This is a genomic window from Citrobacter sp. Cf132, from assembly GCF_030333885.1.
In the GTDB taxonomy this organism is placed as follows: Bacteria; Pseudomonadota; Gammaproteobacteria; order Enterobacterales; family Enterobacteriaceae; genus Citrobacter; species Citrobacter freundii.
Map to the genome: position 1 here is coordinate 89,507 of NZ_JAOWFA010000070.1, position 25,718 is coordinate 115,224.

Genomic DNA, 25,718 nt, shown 5'->3' on the forward strand with positions numbered 1-25,718 from the left:
TATGACTATCTCTGTAACCTCTTCAGACAGCAATAATAAGAAAATAAAAATTAACAAAGAACTTTTAATGCGCCTTGCGCCGCTTTTGAGTCTGATTATTTTAGTAATATTTTTTAGTTTTGGTTCGCCATTTTTCTTTAACACTGAAAACATCATGACAATTGCCTTGCAAACGTCAGTGATTGGCATCATGGCAATTGGCGTTACCTTTGTCATTATCACTTCAGGAATCGATCTTTCTCTTGGCTCGGTAGTGGCCTTTTCTGGTGTTGCGGTAGGCATCAGCGCCACGCTGGGATTGCCTCTGCCTGTATGTATTCTGGCGGGGGTGCTGGCCGGGGGATTATGCGGCTATATCAACGGCCTTCTGGTCACCAAAATGACTATCCCGCCTTTTATCGCCACGCTGGGCCTGATGATGTCAGTCAGAGGCATCAATATGGTGATGACCGATGGTCGTGCGATTTATTTCGCTGATTACCCCACCTTCAAAATGCTGGCCCAGGGACGTTTGTTTGATGTGCTGCCTTATCCCGTTTTTTACCTGGTGGTGGTGGCGTTAATTGCCGCCTACATCCTGAAGAAAACGGTGATTGGTCGCTATGTTTACGCCGTGGGTAGCAATGAGGTAGCCGCACATCTTTCCGGTATTAAAGTTCAGCGCGTCAAAATTTTCGTCTACGCCTTTTGTGGTCTGCTGACTGGGATTGCCGGGGTGATTCTGGCCTCTCGCTTGAACTCAGGACAACCAACGGTCGGCGTGGGGTATGAGCTGGAAGCCATTGCAGCGGTTGTTATTGGCGGTACAAGCTTGATGGGCGGAATTGGTACCATCGGCGGCACGATCATCGGCGCATTCATTATGAGCGTGCTGAAGAATGGTCTGAACCTGATGGGCGTTTCCCAGTTCTGGCAAATGGTAGCCATGGGCGTGGTGGTCATTGCCGCGGTTTATCTCGATACATTACGCAAAAAAATTCGTTGATTTACGCTCCCGGAAGTCACGGGGCATCATAACCCTGACGTTTAGGGTGACTCACTCAGAACGGAGTAAAACAATGAGAACCAGGAATTTTGTCTATGCGTTATCCCTGCTGGCCTGTATGACATCCAGCGTATTGGCTAAAGATATGAACCTTCCGGTGGTCAGTAAAGGTTTCCAGCATGAATTCTGGCAAACCGTAAAAATGGGGACGGAAGCAGCAGCAAAAGAGTTGGGCGATAAAACCAGCTATGTTGGCCCGGCGGATGAAACTCAGATTGCCGAGCAGATTCAGTTGGTTGAAAACGCGATGGCGCAAAAACCCAATGGATTATTACTGGCTGCGTTAGATGCCAACGCGCTTGCGCCATTAGTTGAGACCGCAAATTCACGCGGTATTAAAGTTGTGACGTTTGACTCCGGCGTGAATTCTGATATCCCGGTGAGCTTTGTCGCCACGAATAACCGTAAAGCCGGTGCTGAAGCCGCAGACGCGCTGGCAGCGGAAGTGGGCAGTAAAGGGAAAGTGGGAATTATTGCGCACGTAGCAGGGACCTCTTCTGCGATTGAGCGTTCGGAAGGGTTTATTGCCCGTATGAAGGAGAAATATCCGGATATTCAGGTGCTACCGGTCCAGTACAGTGATGGCGATCCGCAAAAGGCGATGGATAAAACCATCGATATGATTCAGGCCAACCCGGATATTGCAGGGATTTATGGCACGAATGAAGGTTCAACGCTGGGCGTAGCAAACGCTATTGATAGCCAAAATCTGAAAGGTAAAGTGAAGGTGATTGGTTTTGATAGCACCGAGGCAATCATTGCCTTCCTGAAGTCCGGAGTGATTCAGGGATTTGTGGTACAGGACGCTTATCAGATTGGCTACCAGGGTATCAAGACGCTGAATGCAGCGGTATCGGGTCAGTCTGTACCGAAAGAGATTGATATTCCGGTGAAATTTGTCAGTGCGAAGAACATTGATACCCCAGAAATTGACAAATTGTTACACCCATTCGGTAAAAAATAAGACCGTTGGGGCGAGGTGCTCGCCCCATCATTAGCCAGCGTCAGGGAGTTACTATGGGCAGTGGATATTTCCTCGGTGTGGATGTCGGTTCCGCCAGCGTCAGGGCTGGTGTCTTTGATGCCAGTGGCACACGGCTGGCTTTTGCGACACGCCCCATCTCGCAGTTTCGACCCGGTCCTGAGCGGGTTGAGCAGTCATCTGCAGAAATCTGGCAGCAGGTTTGCCATGCGGTGAGAGGAGCGGTGTCGTCAGCGGGGGTTCCCGTCGAGGAGATTCGTTCACTGGGATTTGATGCCACCTGCTCCTTAGTTGCCCTCGATGAACACGGGCAGGGACTGGCGGTTTCACCTGGTGAATCGCCAGACCATAACATCATCATGTGGATGGATCATCGCGCGGTAGATGAGGCCAAACGCATTAATGCCACGCAAGATCCGGCTCTGCGCTATGTCGGCGGCGAAGTCAGCGTAGAGATGGAACTTCCCAAGGTGCTGTGGCTGAAAAATCATTTTCCCGCAACGTGGCAGAGTGCACATCGTTTCTATGATCTTGCGGACTTTCTGGTCTCTAAAGCTACCGCCACTGATGTTGCCGGTTTGTGCACGCTGACCTGTAAATGGAACTATCTGGCACATGAACAACGCTTTAGCCACTCCCTGCTAGACGCCGTTGAATTAACGGATTTGTTGGGCAAAATCCCGTCGCGTATTCTTCCGCCAGGCGCTGGCGTTGGAACGCTTAGCAGCGATTCGGCCCAGGCGCTGGGGCTGACGACTGCAGTGGTCGTCGCCAGCGGTATGATTGATGCCCATGCTGGCGGAGTTGCGCTTGCCGGGGTTGAGCCTGAGGGGACGTTGGCGCTGATTAGCGGAACGTCAAATTGCCATATGCTGTGCAGCGAGCAGGAAATTCATACGCCAGGTGTTTGGGGGCCTTATTGGTCAGCCATGCTGCCAGGCTACTGGCTGACGGAAGGGGGGCAGAGTGCTGCTGGGGCGTTAGTCGACTGGACGCTTCAGGAATCAGGAGCCAGTGCTGAGCTGTTTCACAAAGCTGAGGCCCGGGGCTGCCATCCCATTGTTTTAGTTAATGAATGGGTTGCCGCACTTGAGGAGCAGGAGTCTGAGCCTGGTCGTTATCTGCATGTGCTTGCCGATCACCACGGTAATCGTTCGCCGCGCGCACGGCCCGATGCTCGAGGCAGCATCTGTGGTTTGACGCTGGAACGAGGTGAGATGCAGGTAGCTCGTCTGTACCTGGCGACATTACAGGCGATCGCCTGCGGTACGCGGCATATTATGGAAGTGATGCGTGAAAACGGTCACACCATTTCCCGACTGACGCTGTGCGGCGGCGCAACGCATAACCCACTGTGGATGAGAGAATATGCCGATGCTACCGGATGCGATATTCATCTTATGCAGGAAGAGGATGCGGTGACGTTAGGTGCGGCTATCACTGGCGCGGTAGCATGCGGCGCGTGGGCAACTATACCGTCCGCATGCCGGGCAATGGTTCGATCGGGCGAGGTGATTAAGGCGAACCCGGTGCGGCGGAACTTCTATGATCGCAAATACCAGGCTTATCTGATGCTGTGGGATCAGCAGCAGGCGATTAACCAACTTATGCAGTAAGACAAAAGTTTAAAATACTTTTATGATTGTAGATTGACGTTTTTGGATGTGGACTGGGGCATATAGATGGCTAAAACAGTAGAACAGATAGCCAGCGATCTGAATTTATCGGTTACGACCGTACGACTGGTGCTGAACGGGAAAGCAGAGCAATATCGAATCAGTGTCAAAACCCAAACGCGTATTAATGAATATGTCGAGCGCTATGGTTACGTCATTAACCATTCAGCACGTAGCCTGAAATTAAATAAAACGGATACTTTGGGATTGATTGTACCCAATATTTCCAACGTCTTTTTTGCCACACTCGCAGAAAAACTTGAGCAACGCTGTCGTCGTTCAGGTTATCAGTTAACGATTAGCTGTACCTATGACGATGTTGATTACGAAAATAAACTGACCAAAGCGTTAATCGCCCGTAATGTTGATGGCCTTTTTATTGTTCCCTCAACGTTAGAGAATCAGCAACACCATTTACGTCAGGTCAGAAAACCGATGGTGTTACTTGACCGTGATTTTAAGTATACCGATAACGCACTGGTAGAAAGTCATAACATCTTGGGCGGCGAGAAATTGACGCAGAGTCTGTTTGACGCTGGAAAGTCGCCAATCTGGTTTTTAGTGGGGGATACCGGATTACCCAGCATTGGTGATCGTTTGCAAGGTTATCTTAATGCATTGAACAATAATGGCATTTCACATAGAGATTGGGTGCGTGAAGGTCCGGACAACACTCCTGAAGGTGGTTATCGACTGATGGATGAGTTGATCGGCGAACAGGGCTGTCCGCAGGCGTTTATCGCCTCATCATTACCGGTACTGGAAGGGGCCATTAACGCTATTCGTAATCGTTTGGGCACAATTCCACCGGAAATTAATATTGGGACATTCGATGAACACCCAATGCTGGGATTCCTCGCCAATAATGTCTGGTCAATGCAACAGGATGAAAATGTCTGGGCGGAAAAAGCATTCGATATGATGATGAGTGCTATTGATGATCACCCAATTAAAGAAACTGTAAAAGTTGAGATGAAACTTATTAAGCGCGTAAGACAGCCTTAATATGTCGCTATAAATAAATCGGCCAACTGAATCTGAATAAATACGTTCAGTGGCTGCCTGTACCTGAAACCTGACCCGTCTTATTCTGCGGCTGTATTTTTCGCAATAAAGACGAGGGGAAACTGTACCCGGAGAATCATTATGGAAAGAATGCGTTTGTCGCGAGAAATCATTGAAACCTGTCTGGAAATGACCAGCCTTGGATTGAATCAGGGGACGGCGGGAAATGTGAGTGCGCGTTATGAAAACGGGATGCTGATCACGCCCAGCGGTATTCCTTACGAAAGACTTACTGAAAACATGATCGTGTATGTAGATAACGACGGGAAATATGATAAAGGACAATTACCCTCCAGTGAATGGCGTTTTCACCTGGCGGCATACCAGACGCGTCCGGATGCCAATGCGGTTGTCCATAACCATGCCGTACACTGCACGGCCGTTTCAATTCTTAATCGCCCTATCCCGGCAATTCACTACATGATTGCAGCGGCGGGGGGGAACTCTATTCCGTGTGCGCCTTATGCGACGTTTGGTACACGAGAGCTGTCAGAGCATGTGAGCGTCGCCCTGAAAAACCGTAAGGCAACGCTTTTACAGCACCATGGGTTGATTGCTTGCGAAGCGAATTTGGAAAAAGCACTGTGGTTGGCGCATGAAGTGGAAGTTCTGGCCCGTCTGTACCTGAGCACGCTGGCGATTGTTGACCCGGTGCCGGTGCTGGATGACGAGGAGATCGCTATTGTGCTGGAGAAATTCAAATCTTACGGATTACGCATTGAAGAGTAATTTCGCATAGCGAAAAGGAGAAATACAATGGCGAACAGAATGATTCTGAATGAAACGGCATGGTTTGGCCGGGGGGCTGTTGGCGCATTAACCGATGAAGTTATTCGTCGCGGTTATCGCAAGGCGTTGATTGTGACTGATAAAAATCTGGTGCAGTGCGGCGTTGTTGAGAAAGTGACATCCCGAATGGATGCTGCAGGTCTGGCATGGGAAATCTATTCAGGCGTTATTCCTAATCCAACCATTGCGGTAGTGCAGGAGGGATTGAGTGTCTTTCAGCAAAGCGGCGCAGACTATCTGATAGCCATCGGCGGAGGCTCCCCGCAGGATACCTGTAAAGCGATTGGCATTATCAATAATAACCCGGAGTTTGCGGATGTACGCAGCCTTGAAGGGTTATCGCCGACGCGCAGCCCGAGCGTGCCGGTTATGGCTATCCCAACCACCGCGGGAACAGCGGCGGAAGTGACCATTAACTACGTGATCACTGACGAAGAGAATCGGCGTAAGTTTGTTTGTGTCGATCCACATGACATCCCGCAGGTGGCGTTCATCGATGCTGATATGATGGACGGCATGCCTGCTGCATTAAAAGCGGCTACTGGGGTAGATGCACTGACTCATGCCATTGAAGGTTACATCACCCGGGCAGCGTGGGCGCTTACCGATGCGCTGCACATTAAAGCCATCGAAATTATTGCCGGGTCATTGCGCGGTTCCGTTGCGGGTGACAGCCAGGCGGGTGAAGCGATGGCCCTGGGCCAGTATGTTGCCGGGATGGGCTTCTCCAACGTTGGTCTGGGATTAGTGCATGGCATGGCACACCCGTTAGGCGCGTTTTATAACACGCCGCATGGCGTAGCGAATGCTATTTTGCTGCCGCACGTGATGCACTATAACGCCGAATTCACTGGGGAAAAATTCCGCGATATTGCCCGGGTAATGGGGGTTAAGGTTGAAGGACTGACGTTGGCGCAAGCACGCAAAGCGGCAGTGGATGCTGTCTTCGCCCTTAATCGCGATGTAGGGATCCCACTGCACTTACGCGATGTTGGCGTCCGTAAAGAGGATATTCCTGCGCTGGCGCAGGCCGCATTTGACGATGTTTGTACCGGGGGAAATCCGCGTGAAGCGAGCCTTGGGGATATCGTCGAGCTGTACCATACTGCCTGGTAATCACCTGGCGTTTATCTGGCCTACAGGGTTATACGTTAAGTAGGCCGGATAAGCGCAGCGCCATCCGAAAATAAGACTACCGTGCCAGCCGTAGCTGCTGTAGGTTTCCGTCGATATGTAAGTCCGTTTGCAGCCGCGCGATATCGCGGCACAAAAACGCCATCTCCCGATGTTCTTCGAGTTTCTTACGCCATTTCTCCGGTACGTCATCCAGATGTTCATACAGTGCTTCCAGCGTTGGAAACTGCGTCAGCAATTGTGTGGCGCTTTTAGGACCAATACCGGCAACCCCAGGTATCTTAGAACTGCTGATCCCTGCCAGTCCCCAGTAATCAGGCAACTGTTGCGGCAGTACGCCGAACTCTTTCTCGATAAACGGCGCATCCAGCCAGCGTTTCTGGAAATAATCGCGAATACGCAGCGTTGGGGAGAGTAGCTGACAATAGCCTTTATCGGTTGAGACGATGGTTGCCTGATGTCCGGCCTGGCTAACTTTCACCGACAGAGTTGCGGCTAAATCATCGGCTTCATTCCCGCTGGATTCCCAGCAGCAGACACCGCGCTGTTCAAAAGCGGCGCGTAAGGCGGGCATTTCCTTGTGTAAATCGTCAGGCATTGGCGGGCGACCGGCTTTGTAGTCAGGTAAGCGTTGGTGACGCCAGCCGCTGTTGCGCGCTTCGTCATCAAATACCGCCACGGCGTGTGTGGGCTGACTGTGCACAATCAACTGATCGAGCGCGTGCTGGCACGTCTCCACGCAGGGTGAGCCCTGTACGGCGTGAATTCGGCGGATAAGATTCAGTGCATCGACAATGAGCAGATGGACGGCCACGGTGTTCTCCCTAACAAATCAGTCTGTAGGGTAACATTCACGGCGAGTGGAGGCGAAGATCTGATACAACATTTTGCCGGATGGCGGCTGAAGCCTTATCCGGCCTACAAATGAATACGGCACTGTAGGCCGGATAAGCTTGCGCCATCCGGCAATGGGGTGGGACTTAATCGCAGGTGACAATTTTCATTGCCAAACCGCCGCGAGATGTTTCGCGGTATTTGGCATTCATGTCTTTACCGGTTTCGTACATGGTCTCGATAACTTTATCGAGGCACACGCGTGGCTCACTGGTACGGCGCAGCGCCATACGTGCGGCGTTCACCGCTTTCACGGACGCGATCGCGTTACGCTCAATGCACGGTACTTGTACCTGGCCGGCAACCGGATCGCAGGTCAGACCCAGGTTATGTTCCATACCGATTTCCGCCGCGATGCACACCTGCATTGGACTACCACCCAGCAGTTCAGCCAGACCAGCCGCTGCCATGGAGCAGGCCACGCCAACTTCACCCTGACAGCCGACTTCGGCACCAGAGATAGAGGCGTTCATTTTATACAGTGAACCAATGGCGCTCGCGACCAACATATAGCGTGCCAGCGAGTTAGCGTTCACTTCACGGATAAACTTGTCGTAATACGCCAGTACGGCAGGAACAATCCCGCATGCACCGTTGGTTGGCGCGGTAACCACACGTCCACCAGCAGCGTTTTCTTCGTTCACGGCCAGCGCGAACATGTTGATCCAGTCAACAACCGCCATCGGGTCAGTGGTGGTTTTGTCGCTGCTGACCAGCATGCGACGCAGCGCAGCAGCACGACGCGGAACGCGCAGTTTGCCCGGCAATACACCTTCGGTGGTGATGCCGCGCTCAATCCCGCTACGCATCACTTCCCAGACGTTAGCAAAGTGCTGTTCCAGCTCTTCTTTACTGTGCAGGGCCAGTTCGTTTTGCATCATCAGACCGGAAAGTGACAGGCCGGTTTCCTGGCAATGACGTTGCAAATCAGCTGCGGATTTATACGGATACGGCACGTTTACCGGAGAGTTGTTCGGTAAACCAAAATGTTCTTCATCAACGATGAACCCACCGCCAATGGAATAGTAAGTCTGGCTGTAAATGGCTTTTTCGCCCGCCAGTGCGGTAATACGCATCCCGTTTTCGTGCAGGGACAGATTGTCCGCATGGAAATTCATGCACTTGTCGACCGGGAACTCGACCTCATGTTGACCGTCTGCCAGCAGCAAACGCCCATGAGTATTCACATCCTGGATAAAGGAAGGGATGGCATCAATGTCTACGGTATCCGGCAGATTACCCGCCAGGCCCATAATAATCGCGATGTCGGTATGGTGACCTTTCCCCGTCAGAGACAAGGAGCCATAGACATCAACCACTACGCGGGTTACGTCAGTGAGAATTCCGCGTGCAATCAGGTCATCCGTGAATTGTTTGCCTGCTTTCATCGGGCCAACAGTGTGGGAGCTGGAAGGGCCAATGCCGATTTTGAAAATATCGAATACGCTAATCATGAGGCGTCCATTGTGTATCGAGATGCGCCGCCCCGAAGAGCGGCGCAGGGGAATTAACTGAACAGAGAGTAGAAAATAGCGGAGATAGCGATCAGGCCCATAATCACAACGAAGACGTTGCTGATATGGCCGCTGTACTTACGCATTGCCGGTACTTTCTGGATGGCATACATCGGCATCAGGAACAGAATCATCGCGATGATTGGGCCACCCAGGGTCTCAATCATACCGAGGATGCTCGGGTTCAGTGTCGCCACAATCCAGGTGGTTACCAGCATGAACAGTGCAGTGATTTTGTTCAGTTTGTTGATTTCGATGGATTTGCCTTTGCCGCGCAGAGACTTAATCACCATCCCGTTGAAGCCTTCACGTGCGCCCAGGTAGTGGCCGAGGAAGGATTTGGTGATAGCGATAATCGCGATGATCGGTGCCATCCAGGCAATAATCGGCGCGTTAAAGTGGTTCGCCAGGTAAGACAGAATCGAGATGTTCTGCTCTTTTGCTGCTGCCAGGTCCGCCGGGGTCAGGCTGAATACGCAGCTGAAGACGAAGAACATAACGGTCAGTACCATCATGATGTGAGCGAATGCCAGAATCTTGGAGCATTTCTTCTCAGCTTCATCACCGTACTCTTCACGCTTCGCCACGGCGAAGGAGGAGATGATCGGGGAGTGGTTGAAGGAGAACACCATTACCGGAATCGCCAGCCACAGGGTCAACAGCAGGCCGTTCCCGGTGGTTGCCGCAGAGTCAAAAGACATGGTTTCCAGAATCGCACCGCTCCACTGAGGGATCAGATACAGCGCCAGCAGCATCAGAGCCGCAACGAACGGGAATACCAGGATGCTCATCGCCTTAACGATCATCTGCTCACCGAAGCGCACGATGGTCATCATGCCGACAATCAGGATCAGAGACAGGATTGCACGTGGCGGAGGCGTAATCGCCAGCTGATGGGTCAGGAAGCTTTCAACGGTATTGGTGATTGCTACGCTGTAAACCAACAGAATCGGGTAGATAGCGAAGAAGTAGAGCAGGGTAATCAGTTTACCTGCGCCAACGCCGAAGTGTTCTTCTACAACTTCGGTGATGTCTTCACCCGGATTTTTACCGGACAGCACAAAGCGAGTCAGACCGCGGTGTGCAAAGAAGGTCATTGGGAAGGCAAGGATTGCCATGATGATCAGCGGGATCATACCGCCTACGCCTGCGTTGATCGGCAGGAACAATACACCCGCGCCAATCGCCGTGCCGTAAAGGCCCAGCATCCACATGGTGTCTGTCTTGCGCCATGCGCTGCGGGTCTGGCCCGTAACGATAGTGCTGGTTTGAGTGTTTTCCATCTATTTCTCCTGGAGGAAGCTTAAAAAGCCGGGTTTGAGGTCAATCCAATGAGAAAGTACCCGGCTGTAAATCGAAATTCGTTGAGCGATTTTTATATAATTTTTCGCCGTAATAATTTTCGGGCGGAAAGATACATTTTAGTAATGAATGTATCAGTGATCGGGATCCCAAATGCAATAATCCACCTTTTATGTGGATAAATTTGGGCCATTAATCTGTTAAAAAATAGTCAAAGCGAATTTACGGGCGCGAAGGCTAACATTAACGACATATCTCATGAAAGCGAAGGCGCGAAGATAGGCGTGTTCAGCTGTAAAAACTGTTGTTTTTAGATGATTTCGGCGACTAATAATAATTTACTAAGATAAATCACGGTTGGTTTTTCAAGGTAATCGTTTGCGTGGCACGCTGTTTTTAATGAATCATCACTGGTATTTATGTGATTGTCAGGGCTATGTGACTGGTATCACTAAAAAAAGCCGGGAGGCAAATGCGCCAAACCCGGCTTTGATATGGACAAAACTGTCATCGCTATAGTGCTGCTAGCGGGTGTAGAAGGTTAGGCGCAGATCTCGTAACAAGGGATATACGCAGTGCCCGGTAACTTCATACGATGTTGTGCAACAAAGCCCTGCAGGAGATCGTCCATGCGGCGCATCATTTCGCGGTCACCGTGGATTTTGTACGGGCCAAACTCTTCAATAGCGCGGATGCCGACTTCCTTCACGTTACCAGCCACAATACCGGAGAATGCGCGACGTAGATCGGCCGCCAGTACTTCAACGGGTTGATCCGGGTACAGCTTCAGGTTGGCCATGTTTTCATGGGACGGTTCGAACGGCATCTGCAGATCGGGCGCGATACGAATCGACCAGTTAAAGCTGTAAGCATCACCTGTGTCGCGACGGTTTTCTTTCACCAGCGGCATCGCTTTTTTCATCAGGCGCGCCACTTCCGCTGCATCGTCAATGATAATGCGATAGTGGCGACGCGCATCTTCTCCCAGCGTGTGCACGATAAATTCGTCCAGCACGCGGAAGTAATCCGCACTCTCTTTTGGTCCGGTCAGGATCAGTGGTAGAACCTGATCTTTGTTGGCCGGATTCATCAGGATCCCCAGCAGATACAGCAGCTCTTCTGCTGTCCCTACGCCACCCGGGAAGATGATAATACCGTGGGCGATACGCACGAACGCTTCCAGACGTTTTTCAATGTCCGGCATGATGATCAGTTCGTTTACCAGCGGGTTAGGCGGTTCAGCGGCGATGATTGACGGTTCGGTCATGCCAATAAAGCGGCTGTCTTTGTATCGCTGCTGGGCGTGGCCTACCGCAGCGCCTTTCATTGGCGCTTCCATCGCCCCTGGACCGCAGCCGGTACAGATGTTCAGTTCGCGCAGGCCCAACTGGGTGCCGACGCGACGGGCGTACAGGTACTCATTTTCGTTGATTGAGTGACCGCCCCAGCAGACGACCATGTTCGGCGCTTCACCGACGTGCAGCGCCCGGGCATTACGCAGGATCGAGAATACCAGGTTGGTGATATGGACCGAGCTTTCGAGATCCAGATGCTGAAAACGACCGGCGTTATGGATCTGGCCATTGACGAACAGAATGTCGCGCAGCACGGCAAACAGGTTAGCCTGTAGCGCACGAATAATGCGTCCATCAACAAACGCATCTTCAGGTGGGTTGATCAGTTCCAGCTTCACGCCCCGTTCGCGGCGCAGTACGTTAATATCGAAACTTTCAAAGCGTGACAGCAGTTCTTTACTGTTGTCGGTCAAACTGCCGGAGTTCAGAACGGCAAGCGAACAGTTACGAAACAGTTGATACAGGTCGCTGCTGGCCGTGCGTTTAAGCATATCGACTTCCAGCTGCGACAACATGTCCATTGAGCCAAGCGGGCTAATATGTGTAATCAAGTAAACTCCTTATGGGACGCAACACGTCATTCCCTGTGATTACAATAGCCCTGGCTTATGACCTTTCACAACCTTGTGCGCGGAATCCGACACGCAAAATTGAGAAAAAAGATTACTGACGCACCAGACGACCGGTTGCCGGAGTGAAATCGGTGTTGGTGCGCCATGGGTTAATGTCCAGGCCACCACGTCGCGTGTAGCGTGCGTAAACGCTCAGTTTCTCCGGCTGGCAGAAGCGCAGAATGTCATTGAAAATGCGTTCCACACACTGCTCGTGAAATTCATTATGGTGGCGGAAGGAGACCAGATAACGCAGCAGCTTCTCCCTGTCGATTTTCCGTCCGCGATACTGAATTTGTATGGAGCCCCAGTCGGGCTGATGGGTAATCAGACAGTTGGATTTCAGTAGATGACTGACCAGTGTCTCTTCCACTGCCTTTTCACCGCTCACGGCATTTTCCAGATACGCAGTGCTGAACTGGTAGTTATCGATGACGATATCCTGATTGTCGATACAGGTGCCGTTAAAGTGGGCTATCGGCTGCCCTTCCAGTTCGTCAAGGCGGTACAGCGCCACGCTGACATCGCCCTGAGCGCAGGCGCGAAGATCGTTTTCCAGTGTCTGACGTACCGCATCCCAGGAATCAAAACGCGTCTGATTAAAACTGTTCAGGTAAAGCTTAAAGCTTTTCGATTCAATCAGATTTACGCTGGTGTAATCCAGTTCCACGTGACCGACTGCGACCTGCGGTAAGCCGTTGGTATTCAGCCACGACAGTTCATACAGCGTCCAGATATCTGCACCGTGAAAAGGCAGGGTATCGGCCTTTAAATCCAGCGGATCGCGGTTCAGGCTGCGCGGAACACCCTGCAACAGACTTGCATCGTAATTGTCTCGGTAATCCGTTGATTTACCTAGAGTCAGGCCGTCAAGCGCCTGATGATTTTCATAAGAGGACATGTTTCACCGTCATAAACCAGATACACTATGCGACAAGTGTATCCTGGCTTTTGTGAAGAGAGAAATCAGTGGACGAATTGACAGCGCAGGCGTTGGTAGCCTTTACGACGCGTTATTGCGACGCATGGCATGAAAAAAACAACAGTTGGCCACTCAGTGAAGAGCTGTATGGCGTACCTTCTCCGTGCATCATTTCTTCCACAGACGATGCGGTATTTTGGCAGCCTCAACCTTTTGTCGGCGAAAAAAACCTCAATGCGGTTGAACGGGCATTTGATATTGTGATACAACCTGCCGTTCACGCTTTTTACACCACCCAGTTTGCCGGGGATATGCACGCGCAGTTTGCGGATGAAAAGCTGACGCTGCTGCAGACCTGGAGTGAAGATGACTTCAGGCGCGTTCAGGAAAACCTGATTGGTCACTTGGTTACGCAAAAGCGACTTAAGCTTTCGCCTACGCTTTTTATTGCCACACAAGATAATGAGCTTGACGTCATTTCGGTGTGCAATCTGTCCGGTGAAGTGTGCAAAGAAACGCTGGGAACCCGTAAACGAACGGTGCTGGCGGCCTCACTTGCGGAATTCCTCACTCAACTTAAGCCAGTTCTGTAATCCTGTTTGCCCTGAATCTTGTGAGAGATCTCTTACAAACCCTGTAGGACATTGCCAGGTGATAAGTAAAGACTTAATGAATTAATAAAATAATAATTTATTATTATTCAATTGGTTAGTCTTTTATTGTCAACTTTCATACGAAAATAATCGTAAGGGTAAGCCTGTAAGCATCTTGTAAGACAAAGCGAAACAGGCGATTCTATATCTGTCGACAAGGAGTCGCACAACGAAGAGAACATCAGGATGATGGCTCTTCACCTGGACACACCAGGATGGTGTTGCAAGGACAGGCTTCAGGACGAAGCAAAGAGGAAGACGCTGGATGCGTTAAAGGACACCTCCAGGACGGAGAATGAGAGCCGGTCAGGATGTTCGGCGGGTCAGGATGGCCAGGATACTTCAGGATGAAGTTTTCACATCGGGGTGATGTGAGCAGGATGCAAAAGTTCAGGATGAACAAGGTCGCAAGACCACAGGAAAAGTTGTCACGGATGAGCAGGGAGCACTAAAAGTAGCTGGAATGCTGCGAAACGAACCGGGAGCACTGTTTTTTTTACAGTGCTCCCTTTTTTTATTTCCTTCCACTAGTGCTATTCTTCGCGCCAGATTTTTCATCATTGAGGTTTATTTCATGACGACTCATGACCGTGTGCGCCAGCAGTTACACGCACTTGAAGCGCTACTGCGTGAACATAATCACTGGCGGATGGATGAGCCAGCAGAGCATCTGTTTACCAGTACGCAGCCTTTTTGTATGGATACCATGGAGCCGGTCGAGTGGCTGCAGTGGGTGTTGATTCCCCGCATGCATACGCTACTCGATAACGCGCAGCCGCTTCCGCAGGCTTTTGCCGTTGCACCGTATTACGAAATGGCGCTAGCAGCCGATCATCCGCAACGCGACATTCTCCTGGCGGCATTGCAGGAGCTGGATGCGCTGTTTACCAGTGATAACGCCTGATGCTGGAAATTCTTTATCAGGACGAATGGCTGGTTGCCGTCAATAAACCTTCGGGCTGGTTGGTTCACCGCAGTTGGCTCGACCGGGATGAGAAAGTGGTGGTGATGCAAACGGTGCGAGACCAAATTGGTCAGCACGTTTTTACCGCCCATCGACTCGACAGACCAACCTCCGGTGTGCTGCTGATGGGACTGTCCAGCGAAGCCGGGCGTTTGTTGTCTCAGCAGTTTGAACATCATCAAATTCAGAAACGCTATCATGCGATTGTGCGTGGCTGGCTGATGGATGATACCGTGCTGGATTACCCGTTGGTCGAAGAGCTGGATAAGATTGCCGATAAGTTTGCCCGCGATGATAAAGGCCCGCAGCCTGCCGTCACCCATTATCGCGGCCTGGCAACGGTAGAAATGCCGGTAGCGACCGGACGTTATCCGACCACCCGTTACGGGCTGGTGGAGCTGGATCCTAAAACCGGTCGGAAACACCAGCTCAGGCGCCATCTGGCCCACTTACGCCATCCGATAATTGGCGACAGCAAGCACGGTGATTTACGGCAAAACCGCAGCGCCGCAGAGCATTTTGGCTGTCAGCGGTTGATGCTGCATGCCAGCCAGCTTGCGCTGACGCATCCATTCACCGGTGAGCCGCTGGTTATTCGCGCCGGGCTGGATGACGTCTGGATGCAGGCATTGTCACAATTTGGCTGGCGTGGACTTCTCCCTGAGAATGAAAGGGTTGAGTTCGTCGAGCGGTCAGGTCAGGATGAGCAGATAGATTCTTAAGTCCCAGGAGATTACGGTTATGGCGGAAATTGGAATTTTTGTCGGCACGATGTACGGAAACGCACTGCTGGTTGCTGAAGAGGCCGAGGCCATTTTGACGGCACAGGGTCATAAAGCCACGGTGTTTGAAGATCCGGAGCTCAGCGACTGGCAGGCATATCAGGATAAATATGTGCTGGTGGTGACCTCAACGACCGGGCAGGGCGATCTGCCCGATAGCATTGTGCCGCTGTTTCAGGGGATCAAAGATAATCTCGGTTTCCAGCCAAATCTGCATTATGGGGTAATTGCGCTGGGCGACAGCAGCTACGTTAATTTCTGCAATGGTGGCAAACAGTTTGATGCGCTGTTACAGGAGCAAAGCGCACAGCGCGTGGGTGAAATGTTGCTGATTGACGCCAGCGAACATCCTGAACCAGAAAGCGAATCCAACCCCTGGGTAGAAAACTGGGGAACCTTGCTCAAATAATCTCTCGCCCGGCGGCGATTTGCTAGCACGGGCCTGTAACAAATGATGGACATGGAGAGAACAATCTGATTATAAATAAGGAAAAATTGCTTTAATTTATCTGTATTATAAATACAATCGCATGGTTTTATTTGTAACCCGAATTTATATAAATTAAATTCGGGTTTTTTATTATTTATGAGATCAAAAGCACAAACAAGTAACCCAGTCATCATGTTTTAATAAAAAGCAGACTCAAACAACTGAGAGTTATGAATGAATTAATGAGATGAATAAATGAGATAAAATGATAATAACGGAAATTATTAAGCTAAGGAGGGGAACTTGTTTACTTTATATAACACTCGGGATTTTAGCCAAAGTGCCAGATTAGAGGTCTTTGAAAAAATAGTGTCACCTAAAGAAGGTCTTAGGTTAGCAAGGATATATTATGAACTTGATGATAATAAAAATCAGCGCTCAGCTATAGTTGGCCTGCCACAGAGAAAATGGAATGTAAACCGATATTCTTCCGTTGCGTATGAAAGACCCCCCATTGGTAGATGTAATCCCATTTATGATGAGATACAACACAAATTATATGTGGGCGGGATAATAGCGATTGATTGTGGTGAGCATTGGTCCTGGGACAGAAATCCTTTTTATTTTGATGAGGACGGAGAGTTAGTTTATGAACCATTTATGCCCGATATATTCGACAGCATCTTCGAAGAGAGCGTAAGGAGAGCTTATCAGGAAACGCTCGACAGGGAGCAGGGGAGAAAACCCAGACCTACTCAAAAGATTGAGTATGGCGCACCAGGTTATATTGCACCCACACTAAAACCTCTTACCGTAATACCAGGGCCTTCATGTCCGGTTGAAGAGGATAAATCGTCCCGTGAACCTGTAGATGCGGGATTTTGCGTACTGCCCTATGAGGCCACACCGTCATCTTTCGAATCCAGGTTTTTTATTAATCCTCCGGATGGTACACGTGAGTTATATCACAAGCTCAATCCAGATATAAAAAAACAACCGGGTTCAATTCTGCTTGTAGTTGATCCTGAAAAGCAAGATCAGCAACAGATTGAAACATTGCAAAAAGCGCGTGATAGAATTGATAAAGCGCTTGCACCATTAACACTGCCAGAAGCCCGTGTGTTACACGAAAACAGAGCTTCCGTGGATATTTTTTCTTCACAACTATACAGTGATGCTTTAGGACAAAGTGGGGATATCTTAGGTTACATAAAGGATGCTGGTGGTGGATATTATGAAGAAATAAATAAAACACTCAATGAAATACAGGAGCTTTATAAGAAAACATATAGTAGTAATTCTGGTCGTATTTCTGGAGAGGAGTTTTTTGGTCAACGAGAACGGCTATTTAAAAAATTAGACGGTATTTTGAATAAATTCTCAAAAGAACGGCTAAATTTAAAACAATATGAAGATATAAAGCAGGCATTAGGTTTATCAACCAAATCGATTATGCATAAGTGGGATCAAACAGGTGTAAAGGATATTGAGGGGTATGCAAGCTACATAGAAACATCAGCGAAACTGATAAAAATAATGAGAACAACAGGCTATATAGGTATTGGTCTTGATTTTACGAGTTATACCACTAACGTTTATGAGGCTTGCGCAAAAGGACGTGAAAGCGAATGTAGAAAGGCAGCGATAACGGAGTACAGTAAATTTGGTGGTAAACAAGCAGTGGGTATTACTGTGGGAGGTGTCGCTGGACCAGCAGCAAGAGCAGTTTGCATGTGGGCTTTGGGTCTTCTCACATCAGAGATTGGTGCAGTTGGAGCGGGGTTGTGCCTGGCAACTGGAATCAGTACAGGAATTGTAGCGGGAAAAGTAGCCGAGAAAGAAGGTGAAGGATGGGGGGGATTCTTAGGAGAAGCTATTAATGATGTTATTGAAAATAATCCAGATAAATTAACCCATTATCCCGATACGTTTAATGAAGAATCAGGTCTATTAATTTATGAAAAACTTTTTGATAGAAAATTACCATGATTTAAAATTTTTATTAATAATAGCTATTATGTTTGGATTTGTTATCTTGATTTTTATTTCATATGTGATTAATAAATGCAATTATGAACAAATAGTAAAATTATATGAGAAGAAATTTGATCGTCTACCGCAAACAGCACGTATGGCAAAGGGGGCAAGTTTAATTAGTTCGCCGGCTGCATATCATGCGAAAATTGGGTTTGTAATGGGTAGCCTCATATTTCCATATAATCGCATTACAAATAATGATATGAGTGTCGAAGGGTATAATTTTATCCGGAGTTTACCTGGTTATCTGATTACAGGATTTAGGGTGGAAGCGGTTGTTTGGTTCATATTGATTATCTTAATATCTTGCTTGATTTTCATGGAGAATATAGTGTAAAAATAAAGAAGGGATTCTTGTAGAGTTCCTTCTTTACTTTTATTTCAATTCGCCATGTATTTAATCAACAATCCAGGTGTACCAAAACTGCTACACATTATCTGGCTATGATCTACCCTACTGCAGGGCTTCGTCAATGTCTTTGGCGACTTCGGTATAAACTAGGGAACCTTGCTTAAATAATCTCTCGCCTGGTGGTGTTTTGCTTGTACGGACCTGTAACAAATGATGGACATGAAGTGATCAATAAGGAAAATTTGCTTTAATTTATCTGTATTATAAATATAATTGCATGGTCTTATTTGTAACACTAATTTATAAAAATTAAATTCTGGTTTTTTATCATTTATGAGATCAAAAGCACAAACAAATAACCCAGTTATCATGTTTTAATAAAAAACAGGCTCAAAAAACTGGATTTTGTGAATGAATTAATGAGATGAATAAGTGAGATAAAAGAAGGCATTAGGTTTATCAACCAAATCGATTATGCATAAGTGGGATCAAACAGGTGTAAAGGATATTGAGGGGTATGCAAGCTACATAGAAACATCAGCGAAACTGATAAAAATAATGAGAACAACAGGCTATATAGGTATTGGTCTTGATTTTACGAGTTATACCACTAACGTTTATGAGGCTTGCGCAAAAGGACGTGAAAGCGAATGTAGAAAGGCAGCAATAACGGAGTACAGTAAATTCGGCCTCAAACAAACAGCAAGTATTGCTGGCGGAGCTGCCAGGGGAATTATGGGAAGAGCCGCTTGTACATGGGTTTTGGGATTGATTACATCAGAAGCTGGAGGTATTGGCGCAAGTGTATGTCTGGTAAGTGGCATTGCTTCAAGTATTGCAGGAGGTATATATTTTGAAAAAGTGGGTGAGAAACTAGGTGATAGGTTTGGTGGATTAGTGAATGACGAACTTGATAATTCAGAATTCAAACTATATGACCCAGATTCATTTAATGAAGCAGCAGGTATTCTAATATATGAAAAAGTTTTTAACAGATAATCTAGATGTCATTAATATTAGCCTTGGCATAATGCTGGTTATTATAACGTTGATTTTAATACTTATGTCTTATGTGATAAATGATGAGAAGTATAAAAAAATAGTAATATTATACGAGGGCAAACTTGGTCGTCTTCCTATCACTGCAAGTTTGGCGAGAACAGCAAGTTTAATTGGTACTCCCGGTATCTACTTTGCAAAGATAGATTTCATTATGTCTAGTCTGATTTTTCCCTATAATAGGGTTTTTAATAATGATATGAGTATTGAGGCATATCATTTTATTCGTTCCTTACCCAAAGAGTTAACCACGGGGTTTAAAGTTGAAGCGGCGTTCTGGTTTGTTGAATTTATTGTTCTGGCTTTTTTGGCGATCCTTTATTATTTTTTCTGAGAAACTGAATGTTAATAGTGGCTCGAATAAACTAGAGTCCTTTTTTATTTCAATGCTCCATATTCCTGAACAACAATCTCATCATAAGTAGTGGCAGGTGATAACCCACTAAAAAAATTTGAGTTCACGTTAGGAGTTGGCGCGCAATCTAAGAGATCAGCTTCCCAAACTGTTAGTCATCATAAGCAGTAGCGCCTTAAACCCAGATGGGTACCGCCGGTTAGATATTGCCGCCACGCGGCAACAAAACGCCCACCAAACGCCAATTTCGTGAAGCATCTTCCATTCCATTAGGCTTATGCCATAAACAACCTCATTCACCTCTCGCAATGTTGTGTTTTTGCACGGTGAGGGTAAGTGGCACTCCTTCATATACTTTTCCCGTCAGTTCCCGAAAAGGCAGCGAGTCAGAATAAAACGGCCCTGAGCTGTACCAAAACTGCCACACACTAACCTCTCATTCTGATCACCCTACAGGTGCTGTACAGAATGAACTGGCGACAGCCAAGATTCAGGAGTGCAACAATGAGTTCATTAAGTCAGGCGGCGAGCAGCGCGGAAAAACGCACTAACGCTCGCTACTGGATAGTGGTGATGTTGTTTATCGTCACATCCTTCAACTACGGCGATCGCGCCACCTTATCCATTGCCGGTTCGGAGATGGCCAAAGACATTGGTCTGGATGCGGTAGGGATGGGTTATGTATTCTCCGCTTTCTCATGGGCCTATGTTATCGGCCAGATCCCTGGCGGCTGGTTGCTCGACCGCTTCGGTTCAAAACGTGTTTATTTCTGGTCCATCTTTATTTGGTCCATGTTTACCCTGCTGCAGGGCTTCGTCGATATCTTTAGCGGCTTCGGCATTATCGTTGCGCTGTTTACGTTGCGATTCCTTGTCGGTTTAGCTGAAGCTCCTTCCTTCCCCGGCAATAGTCGTATAGTTGCGGCATGGTTCCCGGCACAGGAGAGGGGCACGGCGGTCGCAATCTTTAACTCTGCGCAGTACTTTGCCACCGTTATTTTTGCGCCAATCATGGGGTGGCTGACCCACGAAGTGGGCTGGTCGCATGTGTTCTTCTTTATGGGCGGCCTCGGGATTGTTATCAGCTTTATCTGGCTGAAGGTGATTCATGAACCAAACCAGCACCCGGGCGTAAACCAAAAAGAGCTGGAGTACATTGCTGAAGGCGGGGCGCTGATCAATATGGATCAGGCGGCCGCCAAAGCTAAAGTGCCGTTCAGCGTGAAGTGGGGGCAAATCAAACAGCTGCTGGGCTCACGGATGATGATCGGTATTTACATCGGGCAATACTGCATTAATGCGCTGACCTACTTCTTTATCACCTGGTTCCCGGTTTATCTGGTGCAGGCTCGCGGTATGTCGATTTTGAAAGCAGGTTTTGTCGCTTCGGTCCCGGCCATTTGCGGATTCGCCGGCGGCGTGCTCGGCGGCATTATTTCCGACTGGCTGATGCGCCGTACCGGTTCGCTAAATATCGCCCGTAAAACGCCAATCGTACTCGGCATGCTGCTGTCGATGGTGATGGTGTTCTGTAACTACGTCAACGTGGAGTGGATGATCATCGGCTTTATGGCGCTGGCCTTCTTCGGCAAAGGTATCGGTGCGTTGGGATGGGCGGTGATGGCTGATACTGCACCTAAAGAGATCAGCGGTCTGAGCGGCGGTTTGTTCAACATGTTTGGCAACATCTCCGGCATCGTCACGCCAATTGCTATCGGCTACATCGTAGGGACCACCGGCTCGTTTAACGGCGCGTTGATTTACGTCGGGGTGCATGCGTTGATTGCGGTGGTGAGCTATCTGGTACTGGTGGGTGATATTAAACGTATCGAACTGAAACCTGTCGCAGGACAATGATGATGACAACACAATCGAGTCCCGTTATTACCGATATGAAGGTCATCCCGGTGGCCGGTCATGACAGCATGCTGCTCAATATTGGCGGTGCGCACAATGCATATTTCACCCGCAATATTGTGGTTCTTACCGATAACGCCGGCAATACCGGCGTCGGTGAAGCGCCGGGCGGCGAAGTGATTTATCAGACGCTGGTTGACGCTATCCCGATGGTATTGGGTCAGGAGGTTGCGCGCCTGAATAAGGTGGTACAGCAGGTGCATAAAGGCAACCAGGCCGCTGATTTTGACACCTTCGGCAAAGGCGCCTGGACGTTTGAGCTACGGGTAAATGCGGTAGCGGCGCTGGAAGCGGCGCTGCTCGACCTGCTGGGCAAGGCGCTGAACGTGCCGGTTTGTGAACTGTTAGGGCCGGGCAAGCAGCGCGATGCGGTCACCGTACTCGGCTATCTGTTCTACGTGGGCGATCGCACAAAGACCGATTTACCGTATCTGGAAAGCACGCCGGGAAACCATGAGTGGTATCACCTGCGTCACCAGCAAGCGATGAACAGTGAGGCGGTGGTACGTCTGGCTCAGGCTTCGCAGGATCGCTACGGCTTTAAAGATTTCAAACTCAAAGGTGGTGTACTGCCTGGCGAGCAGGAAATCGACACCGCTCGTGCGCTGAAAAAATGCTTCCCGGATGCGCGTATTACGGTTGATCCCAATGGTGCCTGGTTGCTGGATGAAGCCATCTCCCTGTGTAAAGGGCTGAACGATGTTCTGACCTACGCCGAAGATCCATGCGGCGCTGAACAGGGTTTTTCTGGCCGCGAAGTGATGGCCGAGTTCCGCCGTGCCACAGGCTTACCGGTGGCAACCAACATGATCGCCACCAACTGGCGTGAGATGGGCCATGCGGTGATGCTGAACTCAGTCGATATTCCGCTGGCCGATCCGCACTTCTGGACCCTTTCCGGCGCGGTGCGCGTGGCACAGTTATGCGATGACTGGGGGCTGACCTGGGGCTGCCATTCTAATAATCATTTTGATATTTCGCTGGCGATGTTCACCCATGTTGGCGCCGCAGCGCCTGGCAACCCGACGGCTATCGACACCCACTGGATCTGGCAGGAGGGCGATTGCCGCCTGACCAAAAATCCGCTGGAGATTAAGAACGGGAAAATTGCTGTTCCTGACGCGCCTGGACTGGGCGTAGAGCTGGACTGGGATCAGATTAACAAGGCTCATGAAGCCTACAAGAGACTGCCCAGCGGCGCGCGTAATGACGCAGGCCCAATGCAGTATCTGATCCCCGGATGGACTTTTGACCGTAAACGTCCCGTTTTCGGCCGCCACTAATTTTGAATAAGGACTTAATTATGAGCGCACAATTTTCTACCCCATTGGTTACCTCTATGCAGGTTATTCCGGTTGCGGGTCATGACAGTATGCTGATGAACCTGAGCGGCGCACATGCTCCATTCTTCACGCGCAATATTGTGATTATTAAAGATAACTCCGGTCATACCGGCGTGGGTGAAATTCCCGGCGGAGAAAAAATCCGTAAAACGCTGGAAGATGCGATCCCGCTGGTGGTAGGCAAAACGTTAGGTGAATACAAAAACGTGCTGAATGCGGTACGCAATACTTTTGCCGATCGTGATGCGGGCGGTCGCGGTTTGCAGACCTTTGATTTACGTACCACCATTCATGTGGTTACTGGGATCGAAGCGGCCATGTTGGATTTGCTCGGCCAGCATCTGGGCGTGAACGTGGCTTCCTTGCTGGGCGATGGTCAGCAGCGTAGCGAAGTAGAAATGCTGGGTTATCTGTTCTTCGTAGGTAACCGTAAGGCAACGCCGCTGCCGTACCAGAGTCAGCCGGATGAGAAATGCGACTGGTATCGTCTGCGTCATGAAGAGGCGATGACCCCGGATGCGGTAGTGCGCCTGGCGGAAGCTGCGTATGAGAAGTATGGTTTCAACGACTTTAAACTGAAAGGCGGCGTGCTGGCCGGGGAAGAGGAAGCAGAATCTATCGTTGCGCTGGCGAAGCGTTTCCCGCAGGCCCGCGTCACGCTGGATCCGAACGGCGCGTGGTCGCTAAATGAAGCGATTAAGATCGGCAAATATCTGAAGGGTTCTCTGGCCTATGCGGAAGATCCGTGCGGCGCCGAGCAGGGCTTCTCTGGTCGTGAAGTGATGGCGGAATTCCGCCGCGCTACCGGTCTGCCGACCGCCACCAACATGATCGCTACCGACTGGCGTCAGATGGGGCATACGCTGTCGCTGCAGTCCGTGGATATCCCACTGGCGGACCCGCACTTCTGGACCATGCAGGGTTCTGTCCGCGTGGCGCAAATGTGCCATGAGTTTGGGTTGACCTGGGGATCGCACTCTAACAACCACTTTGATATTTCGCTGGCGATGTTTACGCATGTCGCGGCAGCGGCTCCGGGCAAAATTACCGCGATTGACACCCACTGGATCTGGCAGGAAGGCAATCAACGCCTGACCAAAGAGCCATTTGAAATCAAAGGCGGCATGGTGCAGGTTCCGGCAAAACCGGGTCTGGGCGTGGAGCTGGATATGGATCAGGTCATGAAAGCGCATGAGCTGTACCAGCAACATGGACTGGGGGCGCGTGATGATGCGATGGGAATGCAGTATCTGATCCCGAACTGGACGTTTGATAATAAGCGTCCGTGCATGGTACGCTAAGTGGGCTGGGACCGCTCCCATTGAGGGGCGGTTTTTATCCTGGTATATGCTTAACACAGTCAACATGCGTAAGGATGCTTTATGAAAATAGTAATCGCACCGGATTCCTATAAGGAAAGTTTGAGTGCGCTTGAAGTGGCAACGGCTATTGAGCAGGGGTTTCGTGAGATCTGGCCTGATGCGGATTACGTGAAGATTCCGGTTGCAGATGGCGGTGAAGGAACGGTCGAAGCGATGGTTGCCGCAACGCAAGGTCACCTTGTGCATGTTGATGTTACCGGCCCTTTGGGCAACACAATTCAGGCATTTTATGGTTTATCCGGTGATGAGCGCTCGGCGTTTATCGAAATGGCGGCCGCCAGCGGACTGGAACAGGTTCCTGCGGGGTTACGCGATCCGCTGAAAACGACATCCTGGGGAACCGGGGAGTTAATCCGTCATGCGTTGGACGCTGGCGTTGAGCATATCATCATTGGAATTGGCGGAAGTGCCACCAATGATGGCGGTGCCGGGATGGTGCAAGCGCTGGGAGCAAAATTGCTGGATACGCAAAATAACGATATTGCCCATGGCGGGGCTGGCCTCGAATCGCTCGCTCGGATTGATATTTCTCAGTTAGACCAGCGACTTGCTGCGTGTCGTATTGAAGTGGCTTGCGACGTGACTAATCCGTTGACCGGTGAAGAGGGCGCTTCTGCGGTTTTTGGCCCGCAAAAAGGGGCGACGCCGGAGATGATTTCCCGCCTGGATCGGGCACTCACGCACTATGCGCAACTCATTGTCCGCGATCTGGACGTCAACGTGCTGGATCTGGCCGGCGGTGGCGCCGCTGGTGGTATGGGGGCGGCGCTATATGCGTTTTGCGGCGCACAGTTGCGCTGCGGTATTGAGATAGTAACGGATGCGTTGCACCTTGACGCCTGCGTTGCGGATGCGGATTTAGTGGTAACGGGTGAAGGGCGCATTGATAGTCAGACCATTCACGGTAAGGTTCCGGTTGGCGTGGCGAAGGTCGCAAAGCGTTACAACAAACCGGTTATCGGCATTGCCGGTAGCCTGACGGCGGATGTCGGTGTGGTCCACGAGCATGGGCTGGATGCGGTTTTCAGTGTCATCTATACCATCTGTACCCTGGATGAGGCGCTAAAGAACGCGAGCGACAACGTACGAATGACGGCGCGAAACGTGGCCGCAACGCTTAAAGCCGGGCAGCAATTACGCTGAGTTGTAGGTTGG

Annotated in this window: 23 protein-coding genes; 18 read left to right on the top strand and 5 right to left on the bottom strand. The window is 49.8% G+C overall.

Annotation, left to right across the window (positions count from 1 at the left end; all coding sequences use genetic code 11):
- The first annotated feature begins 1 nt into the window (after nucleotide 1).
- The 6 genes from OGV85_RS20195 to fucO all read left to right on the top strand — a co-directional run bounded on the left by OGV85_RS20195 (nucleotide 2) and on the right by fucO (nucleotide 6,673).
- Nucleotides 2-985 (top strand): ABC transporter permease, encoded by a 984-nt coding sequence (locus OGV85_RS20195; protein ID WP_003034055.1) that lies wholly within the window; start codon nucleotides 2-4, stop codon nucleotides 983-985.
- A gap of 73 nt (nucleotides 986-1,058) precedes the next feature.
- Complete coding sequence (locus tag OGV85_RS20200) at nucleotides 1,059-2,009, top strand: ABC transporter substrate-binding protein (RefSeq protein ID WP_003034057.1); 951 nt, start codon at nucleotides 1,059-1,061, stop codon at nucleotides 2,007-2,009.
- A 53-nt stretch (nucleotides 2,010-2,062) separates the two neighbouring features.
- Nucleotides 2,063-3,643, top strand: coding sequence for an FGGY-family carbohydrate kinase (locus OGV85_RS20205; RefSeq protein ID WP_061548002.1), 1,581 nt, complete (start codon nucleotides 2,063-2,065; stop codon nucleotides 3,641-3,643).
- Nucleotides 3,644-3,709: 66 nt separating this feature from the next.
- On the top strand, nucleotides 3,710-4,708 hold the full coding sequence (locus OGV85_RS20210) for a LacI family DNA-binding transcriptional regulator (RefSeq protein ID WP_003034060.1): 999 nt from the start codon (nucleotides 3,710-3,712) through the stop codon (nucleotides 4,706-4,708).
- 141 nt (nucleotides 4,709-4,849) lie between these two features.
- Nucleotides 4,850-5,497 (top strand): L-fuculose-phosphate aldolase, encoded by a 648-nt coding sequence (gene fucA / locus OGV85_RS20215; RefSeq protein WP_003034062.1) that lies wholly within the window; start codon nucleotides 4,850-4,852, stop codon nucleotides 5,495-5,497.
- A gap of 27 nt (nucleotides 5,498-5,524) precedes the next feature.
- Nucleotides 5,525-6,673, top strand: coding sequence for a lactaldehyde reductase (gene fucO / locus OGV85_RS20220; RefSeq protein ID WP_061548001.1), 1,149 nt, complete (start codon nucleotides 5,525-5,527; stop codon nucleotides 6,671-6,673).
- Between the two features lie 76 nt (nucleotides 6,674-6,749).
- On the opposite strand, the gene xni is transcribed toward fucO, so the two are convergent.
- The 5 genes from xni to queF all read right to left on the bottom strand — a co-directional run bounded on the left by xni (nucleotide 6,750) and on the right by queF (nucleotide 13,268).
- Nucleotides 6,750-7,505, bottom strand: a complete 756-nt coding sequence (gene xni, locus OGV85_RS20225; RefSeq protein WP_061548000.1) for a flap endonuclease Xni — start codon at nucleotides 7,503-7,505, stop codon at nucleotides 6,750-6,752.
- Nucleotides 7,506-7,671: 166 nt separating this feature from the next.
- Nucleotides 7,672-9,039 (bottom strand): L-serine ammonia-lyase, encoded by a 1,368-nt coding sequence (locus tag OGV85_RS20230; RefSeq protein WP_003034070.1) that lies wholly within the window; start codon nucleotides 9,037-9,039, stop codon nucleotides 7,672-7,674.
- Nucleotides 9,040-9,092: 53 nt separating this feature from the next.
- On the bottom strand, nucleotides 9,093-10,382 hold the full coding sequence (locus OGV85_RS20235) for an HAAAP family serine/threonine permease (RefSeq protein WP_003034073.1): 1,290 nt from the start codon (nucleotides 10,380-10,382) through the stop codon (nucleotides 9,093-9,095).
- 560 nt (nucleotides 10,383-10,942) lie between these two features.
- Nucleotides 10,943-12,307 carry a nucleotide 5'-monophosphate nucleosidase PpnN gene (gene ppnN / locus OGV85_RS20240; RefSeq protein ID WP_003034076.1) on the bottom strand — a complete coding sequence of 455 codons (1,365 nt, stop codon included), beginning with the start codon at nucleotides 12,305-12,307 and terminating at the stop codon, nucleotides 10,943-10,945.
- A 112-nt stretch (nucleotides 12,308-12,419) separates the two neighbouring features.
- Nucleotides 12,420-13,268 carry an NADPH-dependent 7-cyano-7-deazaguanine reductase QueF gene (gene queF, locus OGV85_RS20245; protein ID WP_003034084.1) on the bottom strand — a complete coding sequence of 283 codons (849 nt, stop codon included), beginning with the start codon at nucleotides 13,266-13,268 and terminating at the stop codon, nucleotides 12,420-12,422.
- 68 nt (nucleotides 13,269-13,336) lie between these two features.
- On the opposite strand from queF, the gene syd reads away from it, so the two are divergent.
- The 12 genes from syd to OGV85_RS20305 all read left to right on the top strand — a co-directional run bounded on the left by syd (nucleotide 13,337) and on the right by OGV85_RS20305 (nucleotide 25,706).
- Complete coding sequence (gene syd, locus OGV85_RS20250; RefSeq protein WP_003034087.1) at nucleotides 13,337-13,882, top strand: SecY-interacting protein; 546 nt, start codon at nucleotides 13,337-13,339, stop codon at nucleotides 13,880-13,882.
- Nucleotides 13,883-14,516: 634 nt separating this feature from the next.
- Complete coding sequence (locus OGV85_RS20255) at nucleotides 14,517-14,846, top strand: YqcC family protein (RefSeq protein ID WP_003034091.1); 330 nt, start codon at nucleotides 14,517-14,519, stop codon at nucleotides 14,844-14,846.
- On the top strand, nucleotides 14,846-15,628 hold the full coding sequence (gene truC / locus OGV85_RS20260) for a tRNA pseudouridine(65) synthase TruC (RefSeq protein WP_003034092.1): 783 nt from the start codon (nucleotides 14,846-14,848) through the stop codon (nucleotides 15,626-15,628). Before OGV85_RS20255 ends, truC begins: the two co-directional genes overlap by 1 nt.
- A 19-nt stretch (nucleotides 15,629-15,647) precedes the next feature.
- Nucleotides 15,648-16,097, top strand: a complete 450-nt coding sequence (locus tag OGV85_RS20265; protein WP_003034096.1) for a flavodoxin — start codon at nucleotides 15,648-15,650, stop codon at nucleotides 16,095-16,097.
- Nucleotides 16,098-16,421: 324 nt separating this feature from the next.
- Nucleotides 16,422-18,107: a DUF8093 domain-containing protein gene (locus tag OGV85_RS20270; RefSeq protein WP_181522696.1), complete on the top strand. Its 1,686-nt coding sequence runs from the start codon at nucleotides 16,422-16,424 to the stop codon at nucleotides 18,105-18,107.
- Complete coding sequence (locus tag OGV85_RS20275) at nucleotides 18,076-18,492, top strand: hypothetical protein (protein ID WP_061547665.1); 417 nt, start codon at nucleotides 18,076-18,078, stop codon at nucleotides 18,490-18,492. Before OGV85_RS20270 ends, OGV85_RS20275 begins: the two co-directional genes overlap by 32 nt.
- 489 nt (nucleotides 18,493-18,981) lie before the next feature.
- The gene (locus OGV85_RS20280) at nucleotides 18,982-19,506 is read left to right on the top strand and encodes a hypothetical protein (RefSeq protein ID WP_231877180.1); all 525 of its coding nucleotides are present in this window, start codon (nucleotides 18,982-18,984) and stop codon (nucleotides 19,504-19,506) included.
- A complete protein-coding gene (locus OGV85_RS20285) occupies nucleotides 19,484-19,900 on the top strand; it encodes a hypothetical protein (RefSeq protein WP_061547664.1) in 417 nt (138 codons plus the stop codon). The genes OGV85_RS20280 and OGV85_RS20285 overlap by 23 nt, the downstream gene beginning before the upstream one ends.
- A 525-nt stretch (nucleotides 19,901-20,425) precedes the next feature.
- Nucleotides 20,426-21,778, top strand: coding sequence for a galactarate/glucarate/glycerate transporter GudP (gene gudP, locus OGV85_RS20290; RefSeq protein ID WP_003034105.1), 1,353 nt, complete (start codon nucleotides 20,426-20,428; stop codon nucleotides 21,776-21,778).
- Nucleotides 21,779-21,780: 2 nt separating this feature from the next.
- The gene (locus OGV85_RS20295; RefSeq protein WP_061547663.1) at nucleotides 21,781-23,121 is read left to right on the top strand and encodes an enolase C-terminal domain-like protein; all 1,341 of its coding nucleotides are present in this window, start codon (nucleotides 21,781-21,783) and stop codon (nucleotides 23,119-23,121) included.
- Nucleotides 23,122-23,141: 20 nt separating this feature from the next.
- Complete coding sequence (gene gudD, locus OGV85_RS20300) at nucleotides 23,142-24,482, top strand: glucarate dehydratase (RefSeq protein WP_003034111.1); 1,341 nt, start codon at nucleotides 23,142-23,144, stop codon at nucleotides 24,480-24,482.
- Between the two features lie 81 nt (nucleotides 24,483-24,563).
- Nucleotides 24,564-25,706, top strand: a complete 1,143-nt coding sequence (locus tag OGV85_RS20305) for a glycerate kinase (RefSeq protein ID WP_003034114.1) — start codon at nucleotides 24,564-24,566, stop codon at nucleotides 25,704-25,706.
- The last annotated feature ends 12 nt before the right edge of the window (nucleotides 25,707-25,718 follow it).